This is a genomic window from Rhizobium sp. Root1220 (genome assembly GCF_001426265.1).
Lineage (GTDB): Bacteria > Pseudomonadota > Alphaproteobacteria > Rhizobiales > Rhizobiaceae > Rhizobium.
Genome location: NZ_LMDG01000034.1, coordinates 77774 through 104665 on the forward strand (window position 1 = coordinate 77774; position 26892 = coordinate 104665).

Annotated in this window: 27 protein-coding genes, 1 other RNA gene and 1 pseudogene; 17 read left to right on the forward strand and 12 right to left on the reverse strand. The window is 60.4% G+C overall.

Annotated elements, in window-relative coordinates:
- Positions 1-12: 12 nt before the first annotated feature.
- The 6 genes from ASC90_RS21740 to ASC90_RS21755 all read right to left on the reverse strand — a co-directional run bounded on the left by ASC90_RS21740 (position 13) and on the right by ASC90_RS21755 (position 5011).
- On the reverse strand, positions 13-2127 hold the full coding sequence (locus ASC90_RS21740; RefSeq protein ID WP_056545184.1) for a mechanosensitive ion channel family protein: 2115 nt from the start codon (positions 2125-2127) through the stop codon (positions 13-15).
- 106 nt (positions 2128-2233) lie between these two features.
- Positions 2234-3253, reverse strand: a complete 1020-nt coding sequence (gene gnd / locus ASC90_RS21745; RefSeq protein ID WP_056545185.1) for a phosphogluconate dehydrogenase (NAD(+)-dependent, decarboxylating) — start codon at positions 3251-3253, stop codon at positions 2234-2236.
- 286 nt (positions 3254-3539) lie between these two features.
- On the reverse strand, positions 3540-3686 hold the full coding sequence (locus ASC90_RS28475) for a DUF1127 domain-containing protein (protein ID WP_082520015.1): 147 nt from the start codon (positions 3684-3686) through the stop codon (positions 3540-3542).
- Between the two features lie 439 nt (positions 3687-4125).
- Positions 4126-4284: non-coding RNA, 6S RNA (gene ssrS, locus ASC90_RS28480), on the reverse strand.
- A gap of 58 nt (positions 4285-4342) precedes the next feature.
- Positions 4343-4720 (reverse strand): cell division protein ZapA, encoded by a 378-nt coding sequence (locus ASC90_RS21750; RefSeq protein WP_056545187.1) that lies wholly within the window; start codon positions 4718-4720, stop codon positions 4343-4345.
- Positions 4721-4735: 15 nt separating this feature from the next.
- Positions 4736-5011, reverse strand: coding sequence for a DUF4164 domain-containing protein (locus tag ASC90_RS21755; protein ID WP_056545189.1), 276 nt, complete (start codon positions 5009-5011; stop codon positions 4736-4738).
- A 333-nt stretch (positions 5012-5344) separates the two neighbouring features.
- Here ASC90_RS21755 and tkt point away from each other — a divergent pair, with 333 nt between their 5' ends.
- The 8 genes from tkt (at position 5345) to ASC90_RS21795 (ending at position 14932) form a co-directional block, all read left to right on the forward strand.
- Complete coding sequence (gene tkt, locus ASC90_RS21760) at positions 5345-7318, forward strand: transketolase (RefSeq protein ID WP_056545191.1); 1974 nt, start codon at positions 5345-5347, stop codon at positions 7316-7318.
- 61 nt (positions 7319-7379) lie between these two features.
- Complete coding sequence (gene gap, locus ASC90_RS21765) at positions 7380-8390, forward strand: type I glyceraldehyde-3-phosphate dehydrogenase (protein WP_056545192.1); 1011 nt, start codon at positions 7380-7382, stop codon at positions 8388-8390.
- Between the two features lie 156 nt (positions 8391-8546).
- The gene (locus tag ASC90_RS28985) at positions 8547-8687 is read left to right on the forward strand and encodes a hypothetical protein (RefSeq protein WP_156393084.1); all 141 of its coding nucleotides are present in this window, start codon (positions 8547-8549) and stop codon (positions 8685-8687) included.
- Between the two features lie 105 nt (positions 8688-8792).
- Positions 8793-9107 carry a hypothetical protein gene (locus ASC90_RS21770; protein WP_056545194.1) on the forward strand — a complete coding sequence of 105 codons (315 nt, stop codon included), beginning with the start codon at positions 8793-8795 and terminating at the stop codon, positions 9105-9107.
- A 393-nt stretch (positions 9108-9500) separates the two neighbouring features.
- On the forward strand, positions 9501-11351 hold the full coding sequence (locus tag ASC90_RS21780) for a potassium/proton antiporter (protein WP_056545199.1): 1851 nt from the start codon (positions 9501-9503) through the stop codon (positions 11349-11351).
- Positions 11352-11424: 73 nt separating this feature from the next.
- Positions 11425-12627, forward strand: coding sequence for a phosphoglycerate kinase (locus ASC90_RS21785; protein WP_056545201.1), 1203 nt, complete (start codon positions 11425-11427; stop codon positions 12625-12627).
- Between the two features lie 223 nt (positions 12628-12850).
- On the forward strand, positions 12851-13876 hold the full coding sequence (locus ASC90_RS21790; protein ID WP_056545202.1) for a class I fructose-bisphosphate aldolase: 1026 nt from the start codon (positions 12851-12853) through the stop codon (positions 13874-13876).
- A gap of 138 nt (positions 13877-14014) precedes the next feature.
- Positions 14015-14932, forward strand: a complete 918-nt coding sequence (locus ASC90_RS21795; RefSeq protein WP_056545204.1) for a PhzF family phenazine biosynthesis protein — start codon at positions 14015-14017, stop codon at positions 14930-14932.
- Here ASC90_RS21795 and ASC90_RS29480 read toward each other — a convergent pair.
- Entirely contained in the window at positions 14929-15093 is a 165-nt protein-coding gene (locus ASC90_RS29480; protein ID WP_200950934.1) for a hypothetical protein, read from the reverse strand. The two genes, ASC90_RS21795 and ASC90_RS29480, sit on opposite strands and share 4 nt — an antisense overlap.
- A gap of 173 nt (positions 15094-15266) precedes the next feature.
- Here ASC90_RS29480 and ASC90_RS21800 point away from each other — a divergent pair, with 173 nt between their 5' ends.
- The 3 genes from ASC90_RS21800 (at position 15267) to ASC90_RS21810 (ending at position 17652) form a co-directional block, all read left to right on the forward strand.
- The gene (locus ASC90_RS21800) at positions 15267-16547 is read left to right on the forward strand and encodes an MFS transporter (RefSeq protein ID WP_056545206.1); all 1281 of its coding nucleotides are present in this window, start codon (positions 15267-15269) and stop codon (positions 16545-16547) included.
- A 20-nt stretch (positions 16548-16567) separates the two neighbouring features.
- Positions 16568-16759 (forward strand): DUF1192 domain-containing protein, encoded by a 192-nt coding sequence (locus tag ASC90_RS21805; RefSeq protein ID WP_056545208.1) that lies wholly within the window; start codon positions 16568-16570, stop codon positions 16757-16759.
- A gap of 377 nt (positions 16760-17136) precedes the next feature.
- Complete coding sequence (locus ASC90_RS21810; protein ID WP_056545210.1) at positions 17137-17652, forward strand: DUF1465 family protein; 516 nt, start codon at positions 17137-17139, stop codon at positions 17650-17652.
- A gap of 140 nt (positions 17653-17792) precedes the next feature.
- On the opposite strand, the gene rpmE is transcribed toward ASC90_RS21810, so the two are convergent.
- Entirely contained in the window at positions 17793-18014 is a 222-nt protein-coding gene (gene rpmE / locus ASC90_RS21815; RefSeq protein WP_056545212.1) for a 50S ribosomal protein L31, read from the reverse strand.
- A gap of 107 nt (positions 18015-18121) precedes the next feature.
- Here rpmE and ASC90_RS21820 point away from each other — a divergent pair, with 107 nt between their 5' ends.
- The 3 genes from ASC90_RS21820 (at position 18122) to ASC90_RS21830 (ending at position 20942) form a co-directional block, all read left to right on the forward strand.
- Positions 18122-20008: an ABC transporter transmembrane domain-containing protein gene (locus ASC90_RS21820; protein WP_200950935.1), complete on the forward strand. Its 1887-nt coding sequence runs from the start codon at positions 18122-18124 to the stop codon at positions 20006-20008.
- Between the two features lie 147 nt (positions 20009-20155).
- Complete coding sequence (locus tag ASC90_RS21825; protein ID WP_056545218.1) at positions 20156-20599, forward strand: hypothetical protein; 444 nt, start codon at positions 20156-20158, stop codon at positions 20597-20599.
- Between the two features lie 154 nt (positions 20600-20753).
- On the forward strand, positions 20754-20942 hold the full coding sequence (locus ASC90_RS21830) for a YegP family protein (RefSeq protein WP_056545219.1): 189 nt from the start codon (positions 20754-20756) through the stop codon (positions 20940-20942).
- A gap of 26 nt (positions 20943-20968) precedes the next feature.
- On the opposite strand, the pseudogene ASC90_RS30095 reads toward ASC90_RS21830, so the two are convergent.
- Positions 20969-21154, reverse strand: a pseudogene (locus ASC90_RS30095) (FAD-binding protein); the annotation flags it as partial.
- Between the two features lie 280 nt (positions 21155-21434).
- Between ASC90_RS30095 and ASC90_RS21835 the strand changes: the two are divergent.
- Both ASC90_RS21835 and ASC90_RS21840 read left to right on the forward strand, forming a co-directional pair.
- Complete coding sequence (locus ASC90_RS21835; protein WP_056545222.1) at positions 21435-21773, forward strand: YciI family protein; 339 nt, start codon at positions 21435-21437, stop codon at positions 21771-21773.
- Between the two features lie 7 nt (positions 21774-21780).
- On the forward strand, positions 21781-23031 hold the full coding sequence (locus tag ASC90_RS21840; protein WP_056545224.1) for a DUF6596 domain-containing protein: 1251 nt from the start codon (positions 21781-21783) through the stop codon (positions 23029-23031).
- 3 nt (positions 23032-23034) lie between these two features.
- On the opposite strand, the gene ASC90_RS21845 is transcribed toward ASC90_RS21840, so the two are convergent.
- The 3 genes from ASC90_RS21845 to ASC90_RS21855 all read right to left on the reverse strand — a co-directional run bounded on the left by ASC90_RS21845 (position 23035) and on the right by ASC90_RS21855 (position 26069).
- Positions 23035-24066, reverse strand: a complete 1032-nt coding sequence (locus tag ASC90_RS21845) for a peptidoglycan -binding protein (RefSeq protein WP_056545226.1) — start codon at positions 24064-24066, stop codon at positions 23035-23037.
- 3 nt (positions 24067-24069) lie between these two features.
- Positions 24070-25167, reverse strand: a complete 1098-nt coding sequence (locus ASC90_RS21850; RefSeq protein WP_056545228.1) for a hypothetical protein — start codon at positions 25165-25167, stop codon at positions 24070-24072.
- Positions 25168-25268: 101 nt separating this feature from the next.
- The gene (locus tag ASC90_RS21855) at positions 25269-26069 is read right to left on the reverse strand and encodes an inositol monophosphatase family protein (protein ID WP_056545230.1); all 801 of its coding nucleotides are present in this window, start codon (positions 26067-26069) and stop codon (positions 25269-25271) included.
- A gap of 211 nt (positions 26070-26280) precedes the next feature.
- Between ASC90_RS21855 and ASC90_RS21860 the strand changes: the two genes are divergently transcribed.
- Positions 26281-26859 (forward strand): TetR/AcrR family transcriptional regulator, encoded by a 579-nt coding sequence (locus ASC90_RS21860; RefSeq protein WP_056545231.1) that lies wholly within the window; start codon positions 26281-26283, stop codon positions 26857-26859.
- Positions 26860-26892: the final 33 nt, after the last annotated feature.

Genomic DNA, 26892 nt, shown 5'->3' on the forward strand with positions numbered 1-26892 from the left:
TCAAAACGTGGCTTACGCGGCCGTACCGGGCTCCGGTTTCTGCTGCATCGCAAACCGGGCGGCAGCCGCACGCGCTTCCGCATCGCGCCCCTCGCTCGAGACCTGCACCGTAGGCACCGCGAACTCGATGCCGTTCTCCTTGAAAGCGTTTCTGATCATGGCGAGCGCGTTGCGGCGGATGACGAATTGCTCGCCGGGCTTGGTCGTCATCGACAGTCGTATCTCGATCGCAAACTCGCCGAATTGCTCCACGCCCTTCATTTTAAGGGTCTCGATGATATGCGGGGCATATTCGGGGGTATCCAGTAACTGCTGGCCGATCTGCTTGATGACTTTTTTCGCCTTTACCAGATCCGTATCATAGGTGACGTTCAGCGATATCTTGTCGATCGTCCAGTCGCGTTGGAGGTTCTTGACCGCGCCAAGTTCGCCAAACGGCACCGTCGTGAGTGGTCCGCGATGATGCCGCAACCGCACCGACCGCAAGCTGAAGGCTTCCACCACGCCTTTGTGGCTTCCGCTCTCGATATATTCGCCGACCCGGAAAGCGTCGTCCCATAGATAGAACATGCCGCTGATCACATCCTTGACGATTGTCTGCGCGCCGAAGCCGACGGCAACGCCCACGACACCGGCGCCGGCGATCAACGGCGCAATTTCCACGCCAAGCCCGGAAAGTACCATCAGAACCGCGATAACAGCGATGACCACGGCGAGGATATTGCGAAAGATCGGCAAGAGCGTCTGGAGGCGCGCACGTCCTGCCCTATCCTCGTCGCTGCTGGCGCCATCCAGCGGTGAGTCTTCAAGCCTGCCATTGATGTAGGCACGCAGCAGATGCCAGAGGAGATCGGCAGCAAGCAGGATAACGATGCCGCCGATCGAGCCGCGCGTGATGCGGTCGACCATCGTCTCGCCCGCGGCCATTCGGTCCGCTGCAAAGCCGAGTATGCGCCCAAGCCAGACAGCCGCTGCGGCGATGATGACCGCGCGCACGCCGCGATCAAGTAGCACCGCCGCGATCCGGCGCCTTGCCAGGAAACCTGCCTCCGCCTGATGGAGAGCACGCACCGAAAGCGTCGCAACACGCAACGCGCGCGGCAGAAGCAACAGGTAGATGCCGATCCACAGCGTAAGGTTCAACCCCGCCACCCACAGCAGCCAAAGGACGACGAAATAGATGGTCAACAGCCATGACACCGTGCCGCTTCTGTGCCCGCCTTCGGTGGGACGCGACCAGACCGTCTCCGTGGCAATCGCGAACAGCCCGATGCCAAGCGTATAGGCCAGCAGATAGCGCGATCCGCTGGAAAAACCGAGCGGCAGCATGAGCTGGATGATCACCCAGCCGAACGCGAAATAGATCGCGAAAATGGCGCAGCGACGGAACCAGAACAGCGCCGTGGCCCGCGATACCTCCCGTTCACCATCTGCGTTCGGAAGGGTGACCAGCACCACCAGCAATCGGCCGAACGAGATGGTGAGCCGTGCCACGAGCAGCGCAATGGCGATCGCTATTGCCATTGATTGGGTGATTGGCGGCCATTTGAAGACAACCAGCGGCACGAGTGTCGCAACACCGAAGACCAGCGCCGGCACGATCCGGTAGACGAGGTTTGCAGCAGCATGGTGTGCGACCGTGACAACCTCGCCGTCCGCTCGCCGGATGCGGGGCTTGGGGACCATCAATCTGAACAGGATCTCCGCCAGCGGACCGGCCACGAACAGCGCCACGACTTCGATCGTGATCAGCACCCAGCCGCTCGGCTTGACCTCCCTCTCGACGATCACCGAGGCCGTTTCCACCTCGGCGGGCAACTCCATCGCGGCAGCGGACACCATGTCGAAATGCTTGCGGGCATGCCCAAGCAACTCGGACAGTACCGACATCTGGTCGTCGGACATCGCATCGGCGGGCGGCGCGGCTTGCATTTGCGTCGCCATCCACTGCTTGACCTGTGGCGTCTCCATGAGCTGCATCATCTGTCGCACCTCCGCCGGTGGCGCCCCAGTCGGCTGAGGCGCCACCGCAACTGGTGTCTGCGCTCCGGCGCTCGCCGCGGCTAAAATGACGATCGTCAGCATCACCAGTCGCAGCAACCCGCGCGCGCCAATTCCCAGATCCATTCACCGAGCCTCCGATATCCGTGGCTCACCTTATATCGCGGCGCGCGAAAGAAAAGCCCGCGCGGTTGCGCCGCACGGGCCGGAAAATCCGTTTATGGAGAACAGGTTATTCTTTGGCTTTCTCGACATGGCCGCCGAAGCCGGCCCGCATGGCGGACAGCACCTTGTTCGCGAACTCGTCGTTGTCGCGCGAGGAAAAACGGCCGTAAAGCGCGGCACTCAAGACCGGTGTCGGTACACTTTCATCGATCGCCGCCATGATCGTCCAGCGTCCTTCGCCGGAGTCGGAAACACGGCCGGCATATTTCCCAAGCGCCGGGTCTGCATGCAGGGCATCGGACGTCAGGTCGAGCAGCCACGAGGTAATGACGCTGCCACGGCGCCACACCTCGGCGACGTCCTGCAGATTGAGGTCATACCGGTAGTATTCGGGGTGGGCGAGCGGCGCCGTCTCGGCATCCACCTCATGCGTATCCGAACCGATATTGGCACGCTTCAGGATGTTGAGCCCTTCGGCATAGGCCGCCATCAAACCGTATTCGATGCCATTGTGCACCATCTTGACGAAGTGGCCCGCTCCGTGCGGGCCGCAATGAAGATATCCCTGCTCGGCTGTGCTGCCCGGGACGACAGTTCGATTTTCGGAGGGTGAAACGGAACCCTGGCCAGGCGCGAGCGACGCGAAGATCGGGGAAAGCGACTGTACGATGCCCTTTTCACCACCGATCATCAGGCAGTAGCCGCGCTCGAGGCCGAAGACACCACCGCTGGTGCCGACGTCGACATAGTGGATGCCCTTGGTGATCAGCTCGGCGCCACGGCGAATATCGTCGTGGTAGTAAGAGTTGCCGCCATCGATGATGATATCGTCGTCGTGAAGCAGTGGCAGCAGCTGTGCGATGACCTTGTCCGTGATGGCGGCGGGCAGCATCAACCAGACGGCCCGGGGGCGCGAAAGCTTCGAGACGAACTCTTCGAGAGACGCACTGCCGACAGCCCCCTTGCCGACCAGATCGGCAACGTTTTCCGTTTTCGCATCGTAGACGATGCACTCATGGCCATCACGCATCAAGCGCTGGACCATATAATTGCCCATCCGGCCCAAACCCACCATGCCAAGCTGCATCTCAAATCTCCTGAAATCTAATCGATATGATTGCGGAAACTAGCACTCGCCCTGCAGCAAGCAAGAGAAGTCTGCGTGACGTTGGCCATCGGGCGTAGAGCGCAAGCCGAAATGCCACCTGCGACAAGCGAATTGGCGGCGAGCGCGATAGCCGTCGGTCACAGCCCGCCGACGACCCGCGTGCCAAGCCCACGGCCAACCCTGGAAGCACAAACAGAAACGCCCGCTGCAAGGCAACGGGCGTTTTGGACGATGGCCTACTCAAAACGAGCGGCGATACGAATTCTTAGCGGCCGACCGCGTCGCGTGCAACGCGATGGATGTCCGAGCGGTCGATGCCGAGGTCGTGCAGATCGCGGTTGGACATGCGGCCGAGTTCAGTGATCGTCTGACGGTACTTGCGCCAGTTATTGAAGGAGCGTGCTACGTTCATGATGATCCCCTTTCCTAGGGCTTGTCAGGTTGCGGCTGCCAGTCCTTGGCGCCGTTGTCTATCTGATGACCGGAATATAAGGCCGGACCAATCAAACGAACAGCGCTAAAGCATCAACTCACCATTGCATCCAGCGCATAACTAGCGCTTGCTTGCTCAATTATTAACCCACAAATCGATCACCTCGATTGTGAATCACGCCTAACACCGGCTACCTCTACTCCAGAGAAACGCTCCGCCGCGCAAGGCGGGCGCAGGCGATCGGGAATTTAAGAGATATTTAACCGTTTTAATTGACCGGTCGTGCCGTTTTCCGTCGGCATCTCACAAACTTCCGGGAAAATGAGTGGCCTGTGCACATATTGCGTCAGACGCATACGTCCAGCACTAATGACGGAGGCCCACGCGGATGCGTTCAAATACTGGGCAAGGAGAGGAAGTGCGATCCGCGGCAACCGGTGGATGTTTACGATCCTGGGTGCCTACAAACGTAGGTGGGCGCCATATGTCCAGGCCCACGAGCCTGGTCAGGGACAGCTCCCTTTGGATCGAGTATGGCCCCAGGGATTGTGGTTCCTGTCGAGAGGCGCAGATCGCATGAGTTATATAAGGCCGATCGCGCCTGCGCGCCAGAGGGTCTTGACCACCCTCCCGACTTAATTGAGTTCGGCGGGGGATCGGCCGTTCAGCTTGTCCGTTATGCCACGGATCTGGCCGCTCACTTCGATGATCGCCGCCGCGAGGCTCTCCTCCGTGCGCGCCGTTGCGGCAAGTACCGTGTCGCGATTGCCGCGCAATGTTTCGAGCTCCGATTCGAGGCCGGAAACGCGACGGCTCAGTTCCGAAATCTCGTCCATGATCATGATTCCGGCCATGACCGTGATCCTGAGATCGCCGATTTCGCCAAATTGATCCTTGAGATGACCGACATACCGATCAAAGCGGGTGGCAAGGTCGGTGAGGTGATCCTCCTGCCCCTCCTCGCAGGCCATACGATAGGCCTTTCCGTCGATCGTTACCGTTACCTGCGCCATTTAACCTGCCCTTCACTAGCGGTCGAGAACCGCTCGGATCGTCTCCATCGCCGTCACCAGTCGCCGCGACACTTCGCGGTTGACCTCTTCCAGACGGTTCGCACGGAACTCCGCCTGATCGAGCTCCTGGGCAAGCTTCGATCGGTCGGCATGCACCCGGCGCACTTCACCTTCGATCTCGCCGTGGTCTCGCTGTCGCTCAATGCGCATGTCGACAGCGTTTTCGAGACCCGAAATCGCCTGCCGCAGCTCGCTGAGTGCCGTTTCCATGGTTTTGACTGTGGGTGTCATGTCTCTCCGGTTCCCCGCGCAAGACCCGCGAATCGGCTGCAGAAACCGATTCAATATGTGAAAAAGGATACGCACCTCGCCAATGGCGCGTCAATAAAGACACCCTGGCCACAACCGACCTATCCTGTGGATGACGGAAACCGCCGGGGTCACCATGCCAGTTTCAACTTTTGTAAAAATGAGTGGTCAAATGTCTAAAATCGTCGCACCCACCCCGCAAACGCCCCGCAATTTATTGACTTGGCCGTTCCAACTGCTATGTGTCACCCGCTCTCATTGATGGTCTCCACAGGCTGAGGCCATTCCCCGACACTCGGAACCCGCGGAACAGCCATGACCTCTCCTGAACAACACGACCGGATGGCAAATGCGATCCGTTTCCTCGCCATGGATGCCGTCGAAAAGGCGAATTCCGGCCACCCTGGCATGCCAATGGGCATGGCCGATGTGGCGACGGTCCTGTTCACAAAATATCTTCGCTTCGATCCCAAGAAGCCACATTGGCCGAACCGCGACCGCTTCGTGCTCTCGGCAGGCCATGGCTCGATGCTGCTCTATTCGCTGCTGTATCTAACCGGCTACCCTGATATGACGGTCGAAGACCTGAAGCAGTTCCGCCAGCTTGGCTCGAAGACAGCCGGCCACCCGGAATACGGCCACGCCACCGGCATTGAAACGACCACCGGTCCGCTCGGCCAGGGCATTGCCAATTCCGTCGGCATGGCGATTGCCGAGCGCAAGCTGCGCGAGGAATTTGGCGCTGAGCTGCAGGATCACTACACCTATGCCATCTGCGGCGACGGCTGCCTGATGGAAGGCATCAGTCACGAGGCGATCGCGCTCGCCGGCCACCTGAAGCTGAACAAGCTCGTTCTCTTCTGGGACAACAACTCTATCACCATCGACGGCGCGGTATCGCTGTCCGACTCGACCGACCAGATCATGCGCTTCAAGGCTGTTCACTGGAACACGATCGAAGTCGACGGCCACGACCAGGCCGCCATCTCGGCTGCAATCGAAGCCGCTCACAAGTCCGACCGCCCGACCTTCATCGCCTGCAAGACGATCATCGGCTTCGGCGCACCGAACAAGCAGGGCACGCACAAGGTCCACGGCAACCCGCTCGGCGCCGAAGAAATCGCTGCCACCCGCAAGGCGCTCGACTGGGAATACGAACCCTTCGTCGTCCCGGCAGACGTTCTCGACGCATGGCGCGCTGCCGGGACCCGCTCGGTCGCGTTGGCCAAGGCATGGGAAGACGGCCTGGCCAAGGCTCCGGCCAAGGCCGAATTCACCCGCCGTTTTGCCGGCGAGCTGCCCGAAGGCTTCGATGCTGCCATCAGCGCCTACAAGAAGAAGCTTGCCGAAACCAAGCCGACGATTGCGACGCGCAAGGCCTCCGAAGACGCGCTCGAGGTCATCAACGGCCTCCTGCCGGAAACGCTCGGCGGCTCCGCCGACCTGACGCCGTCGAACAACACCAAGACCAGCCAGATGGTGTCGATCACCCCGACCGACTTCTCCGGCCGATACATGCACTGGGGTATCCGCGAGCACGGCATGGCATCCGCCATGAACGGCATCTCGCTGCATGGCGGCCTCATTCCCTACGGTGGTGGCTTCATGATCTTCTCGGATTATTGCCGCCCGCCGATCCGCCTCGCTTCGTTGATGGGCATCCGCGTCATCCACGTCCTGACGCATGACTCGATCGGCGTCGGGGAAGATGGCCCGACCCATCAGCCCGTCGAGCAGATCGCAGGCCTGCGTGCCGTTCCGAACCTGCGGGTCTTCCGACCGGCGGACGCCACGGAAACGGCCGAATGCTGGCAGATCGCCATCAAGTCTCAGAACCACCCGTCGGCTCTCGCCCTGACCCGCCAGAACCTGACGACGGTCCGCACCGAATACAGCGAAAACAACCTTTGCGAACTGGGTGCCTACACGCTCGCCGGCAATGCCGATGCAAAGGTGACGATCTTTGCCTCGGGCTCCGAAGTCGAACTCGCCGTCGCGGCGCGCGCCACGCTGGAAGCCAAGGGCGTCACCGTCCGTGTGGTTTCGGTTCCCTGCACCGAACTTTTCTTTGACCAGCCGGACGCCTACCGCAAGGAAATTCTGGGCAACTCGCCGGTCAAGATCGCCGTTGAAGCTGCGGTTCGCGAGGGCTGGGACGCGTTCATCGGACCGGAAGGCACCTTTATCGGGATGAAGGGCTTCGGCGCTTCCGGCCCGGCCAAGGACGTCTTCAAGCATTTCGGCATCACCGCGGACGCCGTGGTTGCTGCCGTGGAAGCAAAACTCTAAGGGAGCGCTCAAGCGCTCTCCACCTCAATCAGCAAGCCCCATCCCTAGGGAGTGAATGCATATGACTGTCAAGGTTGCCATCAACGGTTTCGGCCGTATCGGCCGCAACGTTCTCCGCGCTATCGTCGAATCAGGTCGCACCGACATCGAAGTCGTTGCCATCAACGACCTCGGCCCGGTCGAAACCAACGCCCATCTGCTGCGCTACGATTCGATCCACGGCAAGTTCCCGGCATCGGTCAAGGTCGAAGGCGACACGATCGTTGTCGGCAACGGCAAGCCGATCAAGGTCACCGCGATCAAGGATCCGGCTACGCTGCCGCACAAGGAACTCGGCGTCGACATCGCGATGGAATGCACCGGCATTTTCACCACGCGTGACAAGGCCGCCGCCCACCTGACCGCCGGCGCCAAGCGCGTCATCGTCTCGGCTCCTGCCGATGGCGCTGACCTGACCGTCGTGTTCGGCGTCAACGACGACAAGCTGACCAAGGAACATCTGGTCATCTCCAACGCATCCTGCACGACAAACTGCCTCGTGCCGGTCGTCAAGGTTCTCGATGACGCGGTCGGTATCGACCACGGCTTCATGACCACCATCCATTCCTACACCGGCGACCAGCCGACGCTCGACACGATGCACAAGGATCTCTATCGCGCCCGCGCCGCGGCTTTGTCGATGATCCCCACCTCGACCGGTGCTGCCAAGGCCGTTGGACTAGTCCTGCCGCACCTCAAGGGCAAGCTCGACGGCACCTCGATCCGCGTTCCGACCCCGAACGTTTCTGTCGTCGACTTCAAGTTCGTCGCCAAGCGCGACACCACGGTTGCCGAGATCAACGAAGCCATCAAGGCTGCCGGCGACGGCAAGCTCAAGGGCATCCTTGGCTACACCGATGAGCCGCTGGTTTCCCGCGACTTCAACCATGACAGCCATTCGTCGATCTTCGCATTCGACCAGACCAAGGTTCTGGAAGGCAAGTTCGTGCGCATCCTGACCTGGTACGACAACGAATGGGGCTTCTCCAGCCGCATGTCCGACACAGCCGTCGCCTTCGCCAAGACGATTTAAGGTTCTTGCAACAAGACCTCCGAAAGCGGCTCGGGAAACCGGGCCGCTTTTCGTTTTGGTCGCGTGACTGGTCAGGTTGCCGCGGTGCATCAAACTGGTTAGCTTGCCAAACGGACCAACTTGACGGTCAGGCACAGCAAACTGGCGGACTCAGTGATGAGAGTACTGATGCTGGCAATCGTTCTGACCATGATCGGCAGCGTGTTGAGCATCAGTCTCGTTGGCGGTCGGAGCTCGAAGCAGGTCGCAAAGGGTCAGCCGCTGATGGAATCGGCGAGAGCAATGGGTCCGCGTTGACAGGATGCAGGATGACGCCGGATTGGCGTCGATATTGTCTGGCGCAGCACAGTCGATCGCCGTACGGTAACGCCTTGCCGCTATGCAGAACTTGAAAGAGAGCCCATGGATTATTTTACAATTGAGGTCGGTGCACGCGCCGTCGCGTGCTTCCGCTCCGAGAATTCCGACGACGCCAAGCATTTCTTCGAGGCCGAGGATTTTCGGGACGACCTGAAGATCCTGCAGTCGGAGGGTGCACCCGTATGGGATGGCGTCAGCAAGCTGGGCCTTCGCAGGGCAACTGCGGAAGAGGCCAGCGAAGTCGAGAACGCATACGAGTTCGATGACGATCCCGAGCGAACCGTGGACGACGAATTCGTGGTCTTCCTGATCCCGATTTCGGATATCAGCGACGAGGACGACGACATCGAACCATGAGCCTCTGGGGCTCTGCACTTTGCTTGCAACGGACGCTGAAGGCGCTGCGTTGGCACGCCTTGTCCGAGCTGGTCAAGGCAAAGGGGCGCCACCGCTCTTCCACCGCGAGATGAGTGGTCAAGAAAAGTACGGCAGGTCGCTTTTTGCCCTCCTGTCGCCCGAATTGCCCCTACACTCCATCTTGACTCTGTCCAAACGACTTGTCACCCGCATACCAATCAGCAGCATGACGCCGCAGAACAGCAAGGTTGGGCCGCAAGGCCTACCCTTCGATTCGATTTTGCCGTTAACTGGCGGGATCGGATTGGAACGGAGAAATACGAAGGCAATTCCGAAGCGACTGCTTGGCACCGGCGTCTTGCAGTATTGAATGGCAGATGAGGGAAACGGCATATGGAAGCATTCTACATCGTCGTGCTTGTGTCGACGGCGCTGGTGCTTCTTGCGGCCTTCTCCAGCCTGCTTGCCTTCCGCTTCGGCGCCCCTCTTCTCCTGCTCTTCCTCGCTATCGGCCTCTTGGCGGGCACCGACGGCCTGGGGATTGAATTCACCAACAACTACCTCGCCTATATTCTCGGCTCCATCGCGCTTGCGATCATCCTCTTCGATTCCGGCTTCGGCACGCCCGTGCAGGCATTCAAGCATGCGGCGATACCCGCGCTGACCTTGGCATCCGTCGGAGTGCTGATGACGGCCGCGCTTGTTGCTGTTGCCGCAATGTGGCTGCTGCGCTTCACTTGGCTCGAAGGCATGCTGCTCGGTTCGATCGTGGCCTCGACCGACGCCGCCGCGGTGTTCTTCCTGCTACGCATCGGCGGCATCAACATCCGCGACAAGGTGCGCTCCACGCTGGAAGTGGAATCCGGAACCAACGACCCGATGGCGATCTTCCTGACGATCGCGCTGGTCGAGGTTCTGGCATCCGGCGAACGCTATGGCGGCATCAATGTCAGCATGCTGGCGATGTTTGTGCAGCAGATGGGCCTTGGCGTCATATTGGGTCTGTTGGGCGGCATGATGATCGTGCTGATCGTCGGCAAGCTCGATACCGATCGCGGCCTGACACCGATCTTCGTGCTGGCGCTGGCACTCCTCGTCTTTTCCGCGACCGGCACGGTCGGCGGCAGCGGCTTCCTGGCCGTCTACGTGGCCGGCATCTACGCCGGCAATGGGAAGCTGCCGGGCTACGCCTCCATCAAGCGTTTCCAGGACGGCATGACCTGGCTCGCGCAGATCATCATGTTCCTCGTGCTAGGGCTTCTGGCCACCCCGTCGCAATTTCCGGCGATCGCCATACCGGCCGTGCTGCTTGCACTGTTCCTGATCTTCATCGCCCGCCCATTGGCGATCTGGCTGTCGCTGCTGCCCTATGACTATACCCAGCAGGAGATCGGCTTCGTCGCCTGGGTCGGCCTGCGCGGCGCCGTCTCCATCCTGCTTGCCATCATGCCGATCCTTGGTGGCCTGGAAAACGGGCAGGTCTACTTCAACACCGCATTCATCATCGTGCTGGTCTCGCTGCTGGTGCAGGGCTGGACCATCAAACCCGTTGCCAAGAAGCTCGGCCTGATCATTCCGCCCCGCATGGGTGCCGTCGACAAGGTCGAGGTCGACCTGCCGGGTGCCGCCAACCACGAGCTCCTCTCCTACCGCGTCATCAAGGATAGCCCGGTCCTGCGCGGCGAGCGCATCCCACGCTGGGCGACCCCTTCGCTCGTCATCCGCGACGGCAAGTCGATGCGCTATCAATATGCGGGACGGCTCAGGGAAAACGACCTCGTCTACCTTTTCGTCGTGCCGTCCTACTCACGCCTTCTCGACAAGCTTTTTGCCAGTCGCGCAGCGGTGGAAGAGGACGATGCGGATTTCTTCGGCGCCTTTGCGATCTCTCCGGCCCGCCCCGCTGCCGATCTCGACGCCGCCTATGGTCCTGGCCTGCTCAATGAATCGGAGAAAGGCCTGACGATCGCCGACCTCATGAAACAGCGGCTCGGCGGCAAGGCCGAGTATGCGGATCGGGTTAGATTGGGCTCGATCATTCTGATCGTCCGCGACCTCGACGACCACGACCACATCACCTCCGTCGGCATGTCGCTCGAAGCCGTAGAGCCGGCAACGAAGCTGCCCATCTTCCTCAATCTCCATGATATCAAGGACCGCATCAGGGACCGATTGAACGGACGCAAGAGCCGGGAAGCCACGACCGCTGGGGCACCCGGCAAAGGCGATGGAAACCCCCGCTGAACGCCTTGCGTCTGTGATGATCCTTGCTATGGTCCCCGCATCTTTTTGGGCAATATAACGAACGGACTTTCCCATGCCTTCCTTCAAGACCCTCGACGATCTCACCGATATTGCTGGAAAGCGCATTCTCGTTCGCGTCGACCTCAACGTCCCGGTAAAGGACGGCAAAGTCACCGACGTCACCCGGATCGAGCGTGTCGCCCCGACGATCCTCGAGCTGTCCGGGAAGGGTGCCAAAGTCATCCTGCTTGCTCATTTTGGCCGCCCCAAGGACGGCCCTTCGCCGGACCTGTCGCTGTCGCTCATCGCTCCCTCCGTCGAGGAGGTGCTCGACCATGCTGTGCTGACGGCGACAGACAGCATCGGCGACGCAGCGGCAGCGGCTGTCGCCGGCATGAAGAACGGCGACATCCTGCTTCTCGAAAACACCCGTTTCCACAAGGGCGAGGAAAAGAACGATCCTGATTTCGTCAAGGCGCTGGCGGCCAATGGTGATATATACGTCAACGACGCCTTCTCGGCGGCCCACCGTGCCCATGCGTCGACAGAAGGTCTCGCACGCCAATTGCCCGCACACGCTGGCCGCACGATGCAGGCGGAGCTGGAAGCGCTCGAACAGGGTCTCGGCAATCCGACCCGCCCCGTCGTTGCCATCGTCGGCGGCGCCAAGGTCTCCAGCAAGATCGATCTCCTGATGAACCTCGTGAAGAAGGTCGATGCGCTGGTGATCGGTGGCGGCATGGCCAACACCTTTATCGCCGCGCGCGGCACAAACGTCGGCAAGTCGCTCTGCGAACACGATCTCGCCGACACTGCCCGCCAGATCATGATCGAGGCCGCAACGGCCGGCTGCGCCATCATTCTTCCCGAGGACGGCGTGGTCGCCCGTGAATTCAAGGCTGGCGCTGCCAACGAGACCGTGGCAATCGACGCAATCCCCGCGGACGCAATGGTTCTCGATGTCGGTCCGAAATCGATTGACGCCATCAAAGCATGGATCGAGCGTGCCAACACACTGGTCTGGAACGGCCCACTCGGTGCCTTCGAGATCGAACCCTTCGACACGGCAACCGTGGCAGCTGCGAAATATGCCGCGGAACGCACCAGGGCTGGAAAGCTGATTTCCGTCGCAGGCGGCGGTGACACGGTATCGGCGCTCAACCACGCAGGCGTCGCCGACGACTTCAGCTATGTCTCGACAGCGGGCGGCGCTTTCCTGGAGTGGATGGAAGGCAAGGTGCTTCCGGGCGTGGAAGTTCTGGTAAAAGCGAAGTAAGCGGCAAAAGCCGATTTAACAAATTTTACATGTAGATAGACCGCAGCGCACAAGTGTCTTCGGTCTTTTGTTCAAAGCAAAGGCAAAAGCCCAGACTTTCAAACGATTGAAAAAAATTCAATCGTTTGAGTCATTTCGAGTGCCGTTTTCCCTGCTATAAACTTCTGATATCGCCGACCTATATTCATTGGTTGATGATTTTTCTTGATGTGGAGAGAGCGATATGAGCGAACGTTTGGAAGACATTGCCTTGCGTATGGTGACGGGTGGCCGGGGATTGCTGGCCGCTGATGAATCGACCGCCACGATCGGCAAAAGGTTCGATACCATCAGCTTGGAATCAACCGAAAATAGCCGTCGCGACTATCGCGAGATGCTCTTCCGTTCCGAAGATGCAATGCAGCAGTACATCTCCGGCGTGATCCTCTATGAAGAGACGCTTTACCAGAAAGCCGCAGACGGTACGCCGTTTGTTGACATCATCCGTTCCGCCGGCGGCATTCCCGGCATCAAGGTCGATACCGGCGCAAAGCCGATGGCCAGCTATCCCGGTGAAACCGTAACGGAGGGTCTCGACGGCCTCGCCGACCGGTTGGCAAAATACTATGAAGCCGGTGCTCGCTTCGCCAAGTGGCGCGCCGTGATCGCCATTTCCCCTTCCCTCCCCACCTGGGGTTCGATAAAGTCCAATGCCCATGCCCTGGCGCGTTACGCCGCGCTCTGCCAGCAGGCCGGCATCGTACCCATCGTCGAGCCGGAATGCCTGATGGATGGCAAACCCGGCGATCATGACATCGATCGCTGCGCTGAAGTTACCGAATGGACGATCCGCACCGTTTTCGAGGAACTGGCCGACGCGCGCGTCAGCCTCGAAGGCATGATCCTCAAGCCGAACATGGTCATCGATGGCAAGAACGCCCGCAAAGCGTCAGTCGCCGAGGTTGCCGAGCGCACCGTGCAGGTGCTGAAGCGCACCGTTCCGTCGGCGGTCCCGGGTATCGCGTTCCTCTCCGGCGGCCAGTCGACCGAGGAAGCTACAGCACACCTTTCCGCCATCAACTCGGGCTACGATCTGCCTTGGGCCGTAACCTTCTCATATGGCCGGGCACTGCAGGATACTGCCCTGAAAGCCTGGGGTGGCAAACCCGAGAATGTTGCAGCCGGTCAGCGCGCCTTTAGCCACCGCGCCGAGATGAACAGCCTTGCGGCGAAGGGAAGCTGGAAGAAAGACCTCGAGAAGGCCGCCTGAAACGATCCCCCGTCGCACTAAAAGAACCCGGTCGCGAAAGCGGCCGGTTTTCCATTGTGACGGCGACAAAATTTCCGCTTCTGCCATCTAAGGATAATAGCTACTGATCGGGGGGTAAAAACCGACTTGCGAGCCACCATGGGCACCGTTTCCTTCATCACCGTCGACGTATTCACCTCTACGCGTTTCGAGGGAAATCCCCTGGCTGTGATGCCTGATGCTCGCAGCTTGACCGCCGCCGACATGCAGAAGATCGCCGCCGAGTTCGGCTATTCCGAAGTGACCTTTGTGCTGCCGCCCGAAAACCCCGACAACACCGCCCGCGTCCGTATTTTCACGCCGACCATGGAGGTGCCATTCGCCGGCCATCCCAACGTCGGCACCGCCTATGTTCTCGGCGAACTCGGAGAAGTATTCGGGCGATCGGTCGGCGATCGCTTGCGCTTCGAGGAGAAGGCAGGCCTCGTCACCGTTGAACTGAAGCGCGACCATGGGCGGGTAGTATCCGCAGCCATACGCGCGCCAAAGCCGCTGATCACCGGTCGCATAATCCCCGAAGACGCCGTCGCCCGGTGCGTGTCCATAGAGCCGACCGCTGTCAGCACTCGCGTTCATCGCCCGGTGCTTGTCTCCGTCGGGCTGAGCTTCGTCGTCGCCGAACTGGCGGATCTCGAAGCGCTGGCCCTCGCCCGCCCGAACCTTTTCCATTTCCAGGAAGCCGCCGGGCCGACAGCGGAGGGCAATCACGACTTCTCGCTGTTCGTCTACGTCCGTTCGCCGCACGAACCGTGGAACATCCGGGCACGCATGTTCGCGCCGCTCGACAACGTGCCGGAAGATCCGGCAACCGGAAGCGCCTCGGCGGCCCTCGGAGCCTACCTCGTGTCGCTCGCACCGGAGCCCGATATGACTGTGTGCTTGACCATCGAACAGGGCGTAGAGATGGGCCGGCGCAGCGTCATAGCAATCAATGTTACCAAGACGGCAGGCACCGTAACCGACGTAACCATCTCCGGCGCCTGTGTGCCGGTGATGCGGGGCGAAGTCATCTTCTAGACGAACAGGTCTCGGCCGAGCAGCGCAACCGCCCAGATCGCAAATGCGAACAGCGCTATTTTCCAGAAATCCCCGCGCTTGCGCAGGCCAGGCAGGCCGAGCGGCTTGATCACGTGTATTGCCATCGCAAGGATGAGCAGCAGCGCGATCAGCTTCGTCATGTCTTTATTTTTCCGTATGTTCTCAATGTCACAGGACGGACATTATTTCGCGCAACGACTGCATTTATTCATGCCGTAAAGGCATTCGGGGGCACAATCAACACTCTTGGGACTGGGCGATCCGATGCATCGCCATATGTCGTTCCACAACCAATGCGCAGAGTCCGGGGAATATGAAACGAAACCTGCTGTCCGTCGCCGCGCTGCTTTTCGGCACGCTCTTTCTTTTCATGGGCAACGGCTTGCAAGGCATTCTGCTTCCGGTCCGCGGCAATATCGAAGGCTACGCAACGACGACACTCGGTCTGCTTGGCACATCATGGGCCGCAGGTTTCGTCATCGGCTGCCTCGTGGCGCCGAAGATGGTGCGACGGGTCGGCCACGTCCGCGCCTTCTCGGGCTTCATCGCGATCATCGCCATCATCGCGCTTGTCAGCGGCATCGTCATCCATCCGGTCTGGTGGGTCCTGTTGCGCGCCGTCACCGGCTTCTCGACGGCGGGCACGTCGATGATTATCGAAAGCTGGCTGAATGAGCGCGCCACGAACGAAAGCCGCGGCGCCATCTTCTCGCTATACATCGCAATCACCCTGATCGGCGTCGTGGCCGGCCAGATGATGATCCCGCTCGAGGATGTGCGCACGCCGGTTCTGTTCATGATCTGCGGTATCTTCTATTGCATCGCCATGCTGCCGACGACACTCTCCACTGCCGCATCCCCGCAGCCGCTCAAGGCCGTCAAGCTCGACCTGCGGGCCCTCTACCGCAACTCGCCAGTGTCCTGCTTCGGCATCCTGCTCGTCGGCATCGCCAACGGCGCCTACGGTACGCTGGGTGCCGTCTTCGGCGCCGGCGCCGGCCTGTCCGATACCTCCATCGCCATCATGATGAGCTCGACCATCTTTGCCGGTGCCGTTATGCAGCTGCCGGCCGGCCGGCTTTCTGATCGCATCGACCGACGTTACGTGCTGGCCGCCATGTCGGCAATCGCCGCCTTGGCCGGCCTGCTGCTGGCCATCCTGCATCCCTCCTCCCCGGTCTTTATCATCGGCCTGGTTATCCTTTATGGCGCGGTTGCAAACACCCTCTATCCGATCGCTGTCGCGCACGCCAACGACTACGCCTCATCCGAGGACTTCGTGAAGGTGTCGGGCGGACTGCTTCTGCTCTACGGCATCGGCACCATCATCGGTCCGACGATCGGCGGCCCCGTCATGTCGATCATCAATCCGCACGCGCTGTTCCTCGTGACCGCCATCGCCCATGTTCTGATCACGGTCTATGCCATCATGCGCAGCCGCATGCGTGCGGCGATTCCCGCGAGCGATCGTGACGCCTTCACCACCATCCCGACCGCGACGTCCCAGACGCTGACCCCTGAAAGCATGTCGCTTGCCGACCGGGGAGCAGGTAAGTCTCCCGAAACAGGCGATCCTGCTATAAAGTACGGTTGAACAGCGATGGAGGATTGCGCATGAGCTTTATCGACGATGACCGGCCGCAGAAAAAGGCCGCCCACGAGATCGGCAGCGATCTCGCGACTTTGTCTGTCGACGAACTGAAGGCACGGGTAGAACTGCTTAAGACCGAGATCAGTCGGCTCGAAGCAGAAGCGGCCCGGAAAGCATCGGGAAGATCTGCCGCCGAAAGCCTCTTTCGCTCCTGACAGGAACGCTGCGTGGAGCGGCGAAATACCTCGCCACAAGTGTTGATCCGGCACAGACTTAACCGGCCATTAAGCTTTATAAGGTATTACTCTATTCATCCGGACTTGCTCTGGATTTCAGACAGTTCTCCATGCGGTCAATTGGTCTGATTTTTCTCCCTGTTTTACCTTGAGAGCCGCTTTTGCGGCTCTTCTTTTTTGCCTTGGCTGGGGACTGATTCCATGAAACTGTGGAAGTTAACCCTTTCTTAAGAAACGCCTTGCGCAATTGGGCTAGAGATACCATCTTAAAATCATAAAGACCGGCCAGGGAAACCTTTTGCCTTTGGCCGGCGTTACCTGACCATAAGCATATGCGTGCAACAGGGACTATTTGAATGTCAGAGCTTGGATTGAACACAATCAGTTTTGCAGGTCGCGCTGCCGCATCATCGCAGTTCAAGACGCTGTATTCGGAAGGCATGTCGCTGGTCGAAGAGACCGCTGCCTATCTGGATGGCAACGGCCGTACGGCTTCCAAGGTTTTGCCGCGCATGGCGTCGGTGCTCTACGCCGCTGAATCCATGCGCCTGACCACCCGCCTGATGCAAATGGCTTCGTGGCTGCTCCTGCAGCGCGCCGTCAACAACGGCGAAATGTCACGCGACCAGGTCCTCGCCGAAAAGAACAAGGTTCGCCTCGACGGTTTCAACGTTGATCGCAACGCTCCGGGCTGGGGTGACCTGCCGGAATCCTTCCGCGACCTTATCGAGCGCTCGCTGCGCCTCCAGAACCGCGTCGCACTGCTCGACCGCGAAATCTACCGCCCGAGCGAGGCGCCGATCGTTCCCGACAATCAGAACAGTGTCCAGGCCCAGTTAAGCTTGCTGCAAACGGCCTTCGGCAACAATTGATCTGACTAGGGCTAAAACTATGCGAAACCGGTTGCGTCCAGCGCAGCCGGTTTTTTGCTGCCATCGCGCGAACGTACTGGCGATGCAAACGACAAAGCCCCGCAGAAGCGGGGCTTTCAAACTCATCCAGACAGATGCGATTAGAGGCCGAGGCCGCCGAAACGCTTGTTGAACTTGGAAACGCGGCCACCGCGGTCCATGAGCTGCTGGTTGCCGCCGGTCCAGGCCGGGTGGGACTTGGAGTCGATTTCGAGGTTCATGACCGCGCCTTCAGAGCCCCAGGTCGAACGGGTCTCGTACTCGGTGCCATCGGTCATGACGACCTTGATCGTGTGATATTCGGGATGGATATTCGCCTTCATAACAATCTTCCTGCTACGCGACGTCCAGTTTGGCGCACCACGTTGCGACAATAGGACCGATTGAATAAATGAAGCCGCAGTCACTAAGGCTACGGCTTCCCATTAGGATGCGGTGCCTATACATGAAGGCCGGCAGGATAACAAGAGCCTCAACCGTAGATCCGCGGAGTTGTAGGCGATCGGAGATAGAATTGGCAGACGCATTGGTGAACGGGGAAAAGAAGTCTAGGTCGCTGAAACCGCTTGGCAGGCTGACGCCCTATGTCATGCGTTACCGCGGCATGGTGACAGGTGCCCTCGTTTCGCTCGCGCTTGCGGCAGTAACCTCGCTTGCACTGCCGCTTGCGGTGCGCCGAATGATCGACCACGGCTTCAGCGAGGCGGACGGTCGCTTCATCAACAGCTACTTCCTGATGCTGATGGTCATGGCCATCGTGCTAGCGATTGCCAGCGCCCTTCGCTACTATTTTGTCATCACTCTCGGTGAGCGCATCGTCGCGGATCTCCGTCGGGATGTCTTTGCACATGTGACACAGCTCTCGCCTTCCTTCTTCGACGTCAATCAGTCGGGAGAGATCGTCTCGCGCCTGACCGCCGATACCACGCAGATCAAGTCCGCCGTCGGCGCAACGGCTTCCGTGGCGCTTCGCAATCTCATCCTTTGTTTTGGCGCCATGGGCATGATGATCGTCACCTCGCCGAAGCTCGCGGGTCTGGCACTCGGCGCGATTCCCCTGATTGTCTTCCCGCTCGTCGCCTTCGGTCGCTCGGTACGCAAGCGTTCGCGAGCCGCCCAGGATACACTCGCAGACGCCTCGGCCTTTGCCAACGAGACCATCGCCGCTACCCGGACCGTGCAAGCCTTCGGCGGCGAAAATGCGGCTTCCGGTCGATACGGCGCCGCCGTGGAAACGGCCTACGAGGCTGCGCGCTCCGCTATCCGCTCTCGTTCGCTACTGACCGGCATTGCCATCACCCTTATCTTCGGCAGCGTCGTCGCCGTCCTCTGGGTCGGCGCCCACAATGTGCTTGCTGGCACGTTGTCGCCGGGAACGCTTGGCCAGTTCCTCCTCTACTCCGTCATTGCGGCCGGTTCGCTCGGCGCCCTCTCCGAGGTGTGGGGCGAGCTGTCGCAGGCGGCAGGAGCTGCCGACCGCCTGACCGAGTTGCTTGATGAGGTATCTCCGATCAATACGCCCGCCAACGCGGCGCCGTTGCCTGCTCCCTCACTCGGCCGCGTGACGTTCTCCCAGGTGCATTTCGCCTATCCATCGCGGCCGGGCAAATCAGCGCTCCACGGACTGGCCTTCGATATCGCACCTGGAGAAACCGTCGCGATTGTTGGCCCCTCCGGCGCCGGCAAGAGTACCGTTTTCTCGCTACTGCTTCGCTTCTACGACCCGCAGCAGGGCGCCGTTGAGATCGATGGCGTCGATGTAAGCACCGTCGATCCCCACGATCTCCGCAAGCGCCTCGCCATCGTGCCGCAGGACGTCACGATCTTTGCCACTTCCATCCACGACAACATCGCTTTCGGCCGCCCCGACGCCACCCGCGACGAGGTGCGCTCAGCCGCGATCGCCGCACAGGCGGACGAGTTCATTGCTCGGCTGGACAAGGGATACGACACCGAAGTCGGCGAGCGCGGCATCACCCTGTCCGGCGGCCAGCGCCAGCGGATCGCCATTGCACGCGCCATTCTCAAGGACGCACCTGTATTGCTCCTGGATGAAGCGACCTCTGCGCTCGACGCTGAAAGTGAAACGCTGGTCCAGAAGGCCCTCGATGGCCTTATGCGCGGCCGCACTACTCTTGTCATCGCCCATCGTCTGGCCACCGTATTGAAGGCCGACCGTATTCTCGTCATGGATCGGGGCCGCGTCATCGAAGAGGGAACGCACCAGAGCCTTGTCCGTCAAGGGGGCATCTACGCCAAGCTTGCCAAGTTGCAGTTCGAGACCGGCGCCGAGGGCTTTCTTGCGGTCGTGAAATAACGTTCCGCGCCTGCGTCTTCGCCAATCGCGGCCGTGCTCCCGGCAGCCGCGACCATATAACTAAAACGTGCACATTGACACACTACTCGCATAGATTACAGTAACGATTGCATTGGATCCGCTCCCGCTCTGAAATGGAGGTTAGCTGTGAACGCGTTTAGCTTTGCCGAGATGCTGGTCGCCATGGTCGCAATCGCCGTCGTGATCTCGATGCTGCTTTGCTACAAATCGCTTCGCGAAGCCAAGGACTGGTCGCTGACAGACGCCCTCTCCGAAGATGTTACGCTGACCCGGACGGATCAGGCCGGCAACCCGGTCGACGCTGCAGGCAACCTGCTGGCCGCGGGGCAGCCGCCTCTTGCCGTCACTCTGATGAAAGCGAGCTCGAGCAGATTCATCGCGCTGATCGGAACGGTAGCCATTCTCATGCTCTATGTTGGCTTCGGTCTCGCCTGCCTCTATCGCTTCGCAGGTGGCAACGAAATCCCCGACATGTCGGCGGGTGCAAACTTCTTCTATTCGGGCCTTGTACTGTTTGCGCCCTATCTGATCAACAAGTTCTCTTCCGTCTTCTCCTTCTTCAAGCCTTAGCCACCCCAACCGTCCAAGATCTTCGGCAGCCGTAGACAGCCTCCGATTGCGTCCCGCGCGCAGAGGCACAAATATCCCGATGGAATAGTCGCGTTATTTGTTTTAGGCTGTGCTTGCAAATAAGGGCAACATCCTGATTCCGGGAGAAAAATCGATGTATAAATTCGAAGTTTACAAGGACAAGGCAGGCGAGTTCCGTTTCCGCTTCAAGGCTTCGAACGGCGAAGCCATGTTCAGCTCCGAAGGATACAAGGCCAAGGCATCGGCCTTGAGTGCCATCGAATCCATCAAGAAGAACACTCCCGGCGCAGAGGTCGTTGACACGACCAAGGCCGAGGCCTGATCGAAATCCGGCGGCGCTTCGGGCGCCGCCTCCGCGCTGCCTGCCGGCAACCTGCCGGAAAAGATGCCGCCGCACAGGAACGTTCCCTCGAGCGCCTGTAACCGTGTATCCCTTCCCGCGCCATAGCCAGCGGCTTCCCCAGCCGCATAGGGCCCGGATACCGCGTTGCCCTCGCTGCCCACCACCCTTGCTGACAGATCGGTTTCCAGGCCTAACGAGCCCGCAAGACCCGCCCCGACGACCAGAACGTCGCATTCCAACAAGTGCGTTCTCCCCCGCATCTTCTGGAAACCGACGCCGAGCTTGAGGCAGCGACAACGGCACGTTTTTGCTCGTCGGAACTTTTTCGGATCTCGATGTCGAAATCAGCGAGCGTCGCGGCTCATTGTATCGGAGCAGCACGATGCTGCTTCACCGAAACGTTGCAGCTTTTGATTTTTGGTCTTTAGATGTCTGCACGCTCGGCCAAACCAACGACCAGGAGGAATTCATATGCAGTACGCGCTCATCGTTCGCGAATCGTCAGAAGACTTCGCCCGCCGTGCCGATCCCGTCTATCGCGACGGCTGGATTGCCTACACTCAGGCGCTCCTGCAAGCCGGCATCATGACCGGCGGTGCCGGGCTCACCGCTCCTGAAACCGGCACCGTGGTTCGCCGCAAGGGCGAGGATCACGATGTGCAGGACGGCCCTTTCCCGGAGATGAAGGAACAGCTTGGGGGCTTTTATCTGATCGATGTTCCAAACCTCGACACCGCACTCGAATGGGCAACGCGAGTTCCCGTCTCCGAACAGGGTTCGGTCGAAGTTCGCCCGGGCCTGCAGATGTGAAGCAGACATGACCACGGACGCTGAACGCGCCGCCGAAAGGGTGGCGCGCCAATCCTATGGCAAGCTGATCGCCTTTCTGGCCGCCCGCTCGCGCGATGTGCCTGCTGCCGAGGACGCGCTGTCGGAGGCATTGGCAGACGCGTTGCGCGTCTGGCCCGAGCGTGGCATTCCGGACAAGCCGGAAGCCTGGTTGCTGGTCGCCTCGCGACGCAATCTCATCCAGAACGCCCGCCACCGTGCTGTCCAGGCACACGCGCGACCGGCGATCGCCTTGGCAATCGAGGAAGCGGAGGCGCGGATGGCCGACGCGGCGGAGCAGGCATTCCCCGACGAACGCCTCAAGCTGCTCTTCGCCTGCACCCATTCCGCGATCGACAAATCCGTTCACACGCCGCTTATGCTGCAGGTCGTATTGGGTATCGACGCCAGGGCGATCTCCCAAGCCTTCGTCGTATCGCCTGAAGCGATGGGTCAGAGACTTGTCAGAGCCAAGGCAAGAATCCGCGACGCTGGCGTTGGCTTCACCATCCCGGACAGCGAGGCCTTGCCGGAGCGCCTGTCTGCCGTGCTCTCCGCGATCTATGCGGCTTATGGCCTTGGCTGGGACGGTCTCGATGGCGAAGACGGAGGGCGCGGGACGCTTGCCGGCGAAGCCATATGGCTGTGCCGCGCCCTGCTCTCCATGCTTCCGGACGAACCGGAAGCGGTCGGGCTTCTTTCCCTGATGCTCTATTGCGAAGCACGAAGCGGGGCGCGGCGCGATGCCGACGGAAACTATGTGCCCCTCGACCTCCAGGCGACGGATCGATGGAACGCCATCATGCTCTCCGAGGCAGACGCGCTGCTTCGCAGAGCCGGCACTATGGATCGCTTCGGTCCGTTCCAGTGCCAGGCCGCAATCCAGTCCGTCCACGCTGCAAGGCGCCTGACAGGTGCGACCGACTGGAATTCGCTCCTCGCATTTTACGAGGCTCTGCTCATGATGAAACCGACAATCGGCGCCCAGGTAAGTCACGCGGCTGTCCTCGGTCGTGCGAAAGGACCAGGTATCGGTCTCGAATACCTCAACGCCGTGACCGCCAGCGAGATCGTCAACTACCAGCCCTATTGGGCAATCCGCGCACATCTGCTTGCGGAGACAACTGAACACCAGGCTGCTGAGGCTGCCTATCTCTCGGCAATCGGGCTGAGCGACAGCCCTGCCGTTCGCGGTTTTCTCATGAAACGCCTCGCGGTTGTGAGGAACGGCGCCGCCTGACGATTATTTTTCGGTCAACTTGAGCTCGATACGACGGTTCGTGGCCCGTGCCTCCGGCGTTTCGCCAGGCGCAATCGGCTGGAACTCCCCGAAGCCGGCGGCGACCAGCCGATCGGCGGGCACGCCCTGCGAAATCAGGAACTTCACAACCGAAATCGCACGTGCCGAGGAAAGCTGCCAGTTATCGTTGAACCTGCCGGTACCGGCGAGCGGCACATTGTCGGTATGACCGTCGACACGCAAGACCCAGTCGATTTCCGGCGGAATCTCCTTCGCGACGTCAAGAAGTGCCGCGGCAAGCTTGGCCATTTCCACCTGCCCGTCCGGATTGAGGTCCGCGCCGCCCGACGGGAAGAGCACTTCCGACTGGAAGACGAAGCGATCGCCCACGATCCGGATGTTTTCGCGATCGGAGAGAATTTCGCGCAAGCGCCCGAAGAAATCCGACCGATAACGGTTTAGCTCCTGAACGCGCTGTGCCAAAGCGACGTTGAGGCGGCGGCCGAGGTCGGCGATCTTGGTTTGCGAGGTTTGGTCTTTTTGTTCGGATGCCTGTAGCGCCACCTCGATGGCCGCGATCTGGTTGCGCAGAGCGGCGATCTGCTGATTGAGCAGTTCGACCTGGCTCATCGCCCGGTCGCTCATCTGCTTCTGCTCGTCGAGTTCCTTTGTCAGCGTGCCCGCCCGTTGCTCGGCAGCGCTTTGGCCACCGGATCCGGCATCCAGAAGTGCCTTTAGCCGCGAGCGCTCGCCCTCGGCCGATGCCAGCGATGCCTGCAGATTGGCGACGCTGTCCTCGAGATCCTGCTTGCTTCCCTTCTCCAGCGCCAGAAGCTGCGTCAGTTCGTTGATCTGGCTGTTCAGGCGGGTGAGAACCTCGTCGCGCCCGGAAATCTCGCGGCTCAGCATGAATTGCCCGACAACGAAAACCGTGAGCAGGAACATGATCGCGATGAGCAACGTCGATAGCGCGTCGACGAAACCTGGCCAGTAATCCACCGTACGTTCGCGGCGGCGGTTCCGGGCAAGAGCCATGACTTACTTCTCGCTTTTCTCGGTCTGGGGCAGGCGCTGAGTGCGCTCCGAGGGTGCGGATTTCTCCTGGGAACCGATCCGCTCGGCCAGACGGTCCAGCGTGCGTCGCATCGCCTTCGCCTCGTCCTGCTGGGCCTCGATCCAGTCGCGCAGCATCTGCTGTTCGTTGCGCATGTTCTTGACGAGGCCCTGGATGCCCTCCGCAAGGTTCGCCATTGCCGCCACAGACCTCTGGCTGCCGCCGCTGCCGTCTTCCGAAGCCCGGCGCATGTAGTCGGCGAGCACGCGAATCTCCTCCGGCGCGATGCCAGGCGCGGCGTCGGCCGCCGGCACGACCATGTCCGAGCCTACATCGGTTACCGAGGAGAGCCAGTTTTCGAGCTCCATATAGAAGCGGTTCTGCGCCCGCCCCGCCTGCAAGTCGAGGAAGCCAAGAATAAGCGATCCAGAAAGACCAAGCAGCGACGACGAGAAGGCCTGTCCCATGCCTGAAAGCGGCGTGGAAAGACCCTCCTTCAGTGCGCTCAGCACGTCCGACGAACCGTTGGTGCCCGCGTCGAGCGACTGGATGACGTTGCTGATGGAGCCGATCGTGCCGATGAGACCCCAGAAGGTGCCGAGCAGCCCGAGAAAGACCAGGAGGCCGATCAGGTATCGCGAAACGTCACGCGATTCATCGAGGCGATTTGCAATCGAATCGAGGATGGAACGGAACGCCGTTGTCGAGAGTCCCGCCGATGCGCTGCGGCTGCCGATCAGCGTCCGCATTGGACCCAAGAGCTTTGGATTCTTGTTCACCTTGTCGGCGCTACCGGCGGCGCGAAAGGAATTGAACCATCGCACTTCCGGACGAAGCGCAAGCACATGGCTGAAGACAAGAATGATGCCGACGCCCAGCACACCGAGAATCAGGCCGTTAAGGCCTGGATTGTGCATGAAGGCCGTTTGCGTCTGCCGGAAAAGGATAGCGACGATAAACCCGACGATGACGAGGAACAGTACCATCGTCCACAGAAATGGCATCGGACTCGAAAGTTTGTAGCTAGAACTGCCCGTGGGCTTTTCGGTCGAGCCGAACTCCGCCACATTCACGTTTTCCATAGATGCCGCCGCCTCCGGATTCTTTCCAACCGGAGACTAGAGCAACATTGTGCCGAATTGAAGTACGCGCTGCGTGAAAACCGTGTCTTTACAACACCGATTTACCGTGTGGGCACCGGGCGCTTGGCAACATCGAGCAACGCCTTCTGGATATGCTCGTTGCCGGCGACGACGCTACCGCTTTCGAGGATCGACGTGCCCCCGTCCCAATCGCTGACATAACCGCCCGCTTCCCGGATAAGCAGGATGCCGGCAGCGATATCCCAGGCTGACAGGCCCGTCTCCCAATAGCCGTCGAAGCGACCGGCCGCGACGTAGGCCAGATCCAGCGAAGCCGCACCCATGCGGCGGATGCCGGACACTTCGCCCATCACATGGCGGAGTTCCACGAGAAACTTGCCGTGATTGCCGCGACCGAGATGCGGCACGCCGCAGGCGACGACGGAATCTGAAAGAACACGGCGTCCACCCACCCGCAGACGGCGGTCGTTCAGGAAAGCGCCGCCGCCGCGCTCGGCGGTGTAAAGCTCATCCGTCGCCGGATTGAAGATGACGCCCGCGACAATCTCGTTGTTACGCTCAAGAGCGACCGATACCGCGAACTGGGGAATGCCATGCAGGAAGTTGGTCGTGCCGTCGAGTGGGTCGACGATCCATCGATGCGCGCCGTCCGTGCCCTTGATCTCTTCGCTCTCTTCGCCAAGGAAGCCATAGGTAGGGCGAGCCTTCAGCAATTCGTCCCGGACAATCTTCTCGGCCTTGCGGTCGGCGTTGGACACGAAGTCGCCCGGTCCCTTGACCGAAACCTGCAGGTTCTGCACTTCGCCGAAATCACGCCCCAGCGATTTTCCCGCCTTGATGGCAGCCTGAACCATGACATTGAGAAGAGCTGAACGGGCCATGTGAGCAGTTTTCCTTGGGCTAATAGGTACGCGCTGTCAGGGCGGGGAACTGTCCCTGATCGCCGGAAGCGGCAGCGCTTTAAAAGATTGGCGGCTTCAAGACCACAAAATCAGGGAAATTTCAAGAGCAGCGCCACCGGGCTGCATTTAATCGCGTCGGCATCGAAAATTTATTCTGGACAGATTAGTCTAGAATCGCTATATCCCAACCATGGCAAGACATAAGGAATTCGATCGCGATGTGGCGCTTGCAGCCGCCATCACAGTATTTTCGGAGCACGGCTATGAAGGCACGTCTACCGACGAGCTGCTCACGGCAATGAAGATCAGCCGGCAGAGCATGTATGATACGTTTGGCGACAAGCGCAGCCTCTACCTGCAAGCTCTGGAGCGCTACAACGCCAAAAGTGTCGCGAGACTGGTCGCTGACCTGCGGCGTGAGACCTCACCGGTCAAGGCGTTGGAGGGCACGCTGCTCGCCTTCGCATCCCGACCCGCGTCGGAAGCGGCTCGCGGCTGTCTCGGCGTCAGTGCCGTCTGCGAATTCGGCCGCACCGACGCCGATATCGCGCGGCTCACCGATAGCGCTTCCGCCGTGCTGTCGGATGTCATCCACGCGATTGTCACGGACGGCCTGAGGGCGGGCGAGATTTCCCCCGATATTGCCACTGAGGAAGCCGTACAGTTCCTCGGCGCCGCCCTCTCCGGCATGAAGGTCAGCGCCCGCAACGGCGCACCGGAAGAAACGTTGCGCGGTATCGCCCGCATGGCCATCCGAAGCCTCCGTTAAACAGAGAAGGCACAGGCACGGATTTCGCACGCG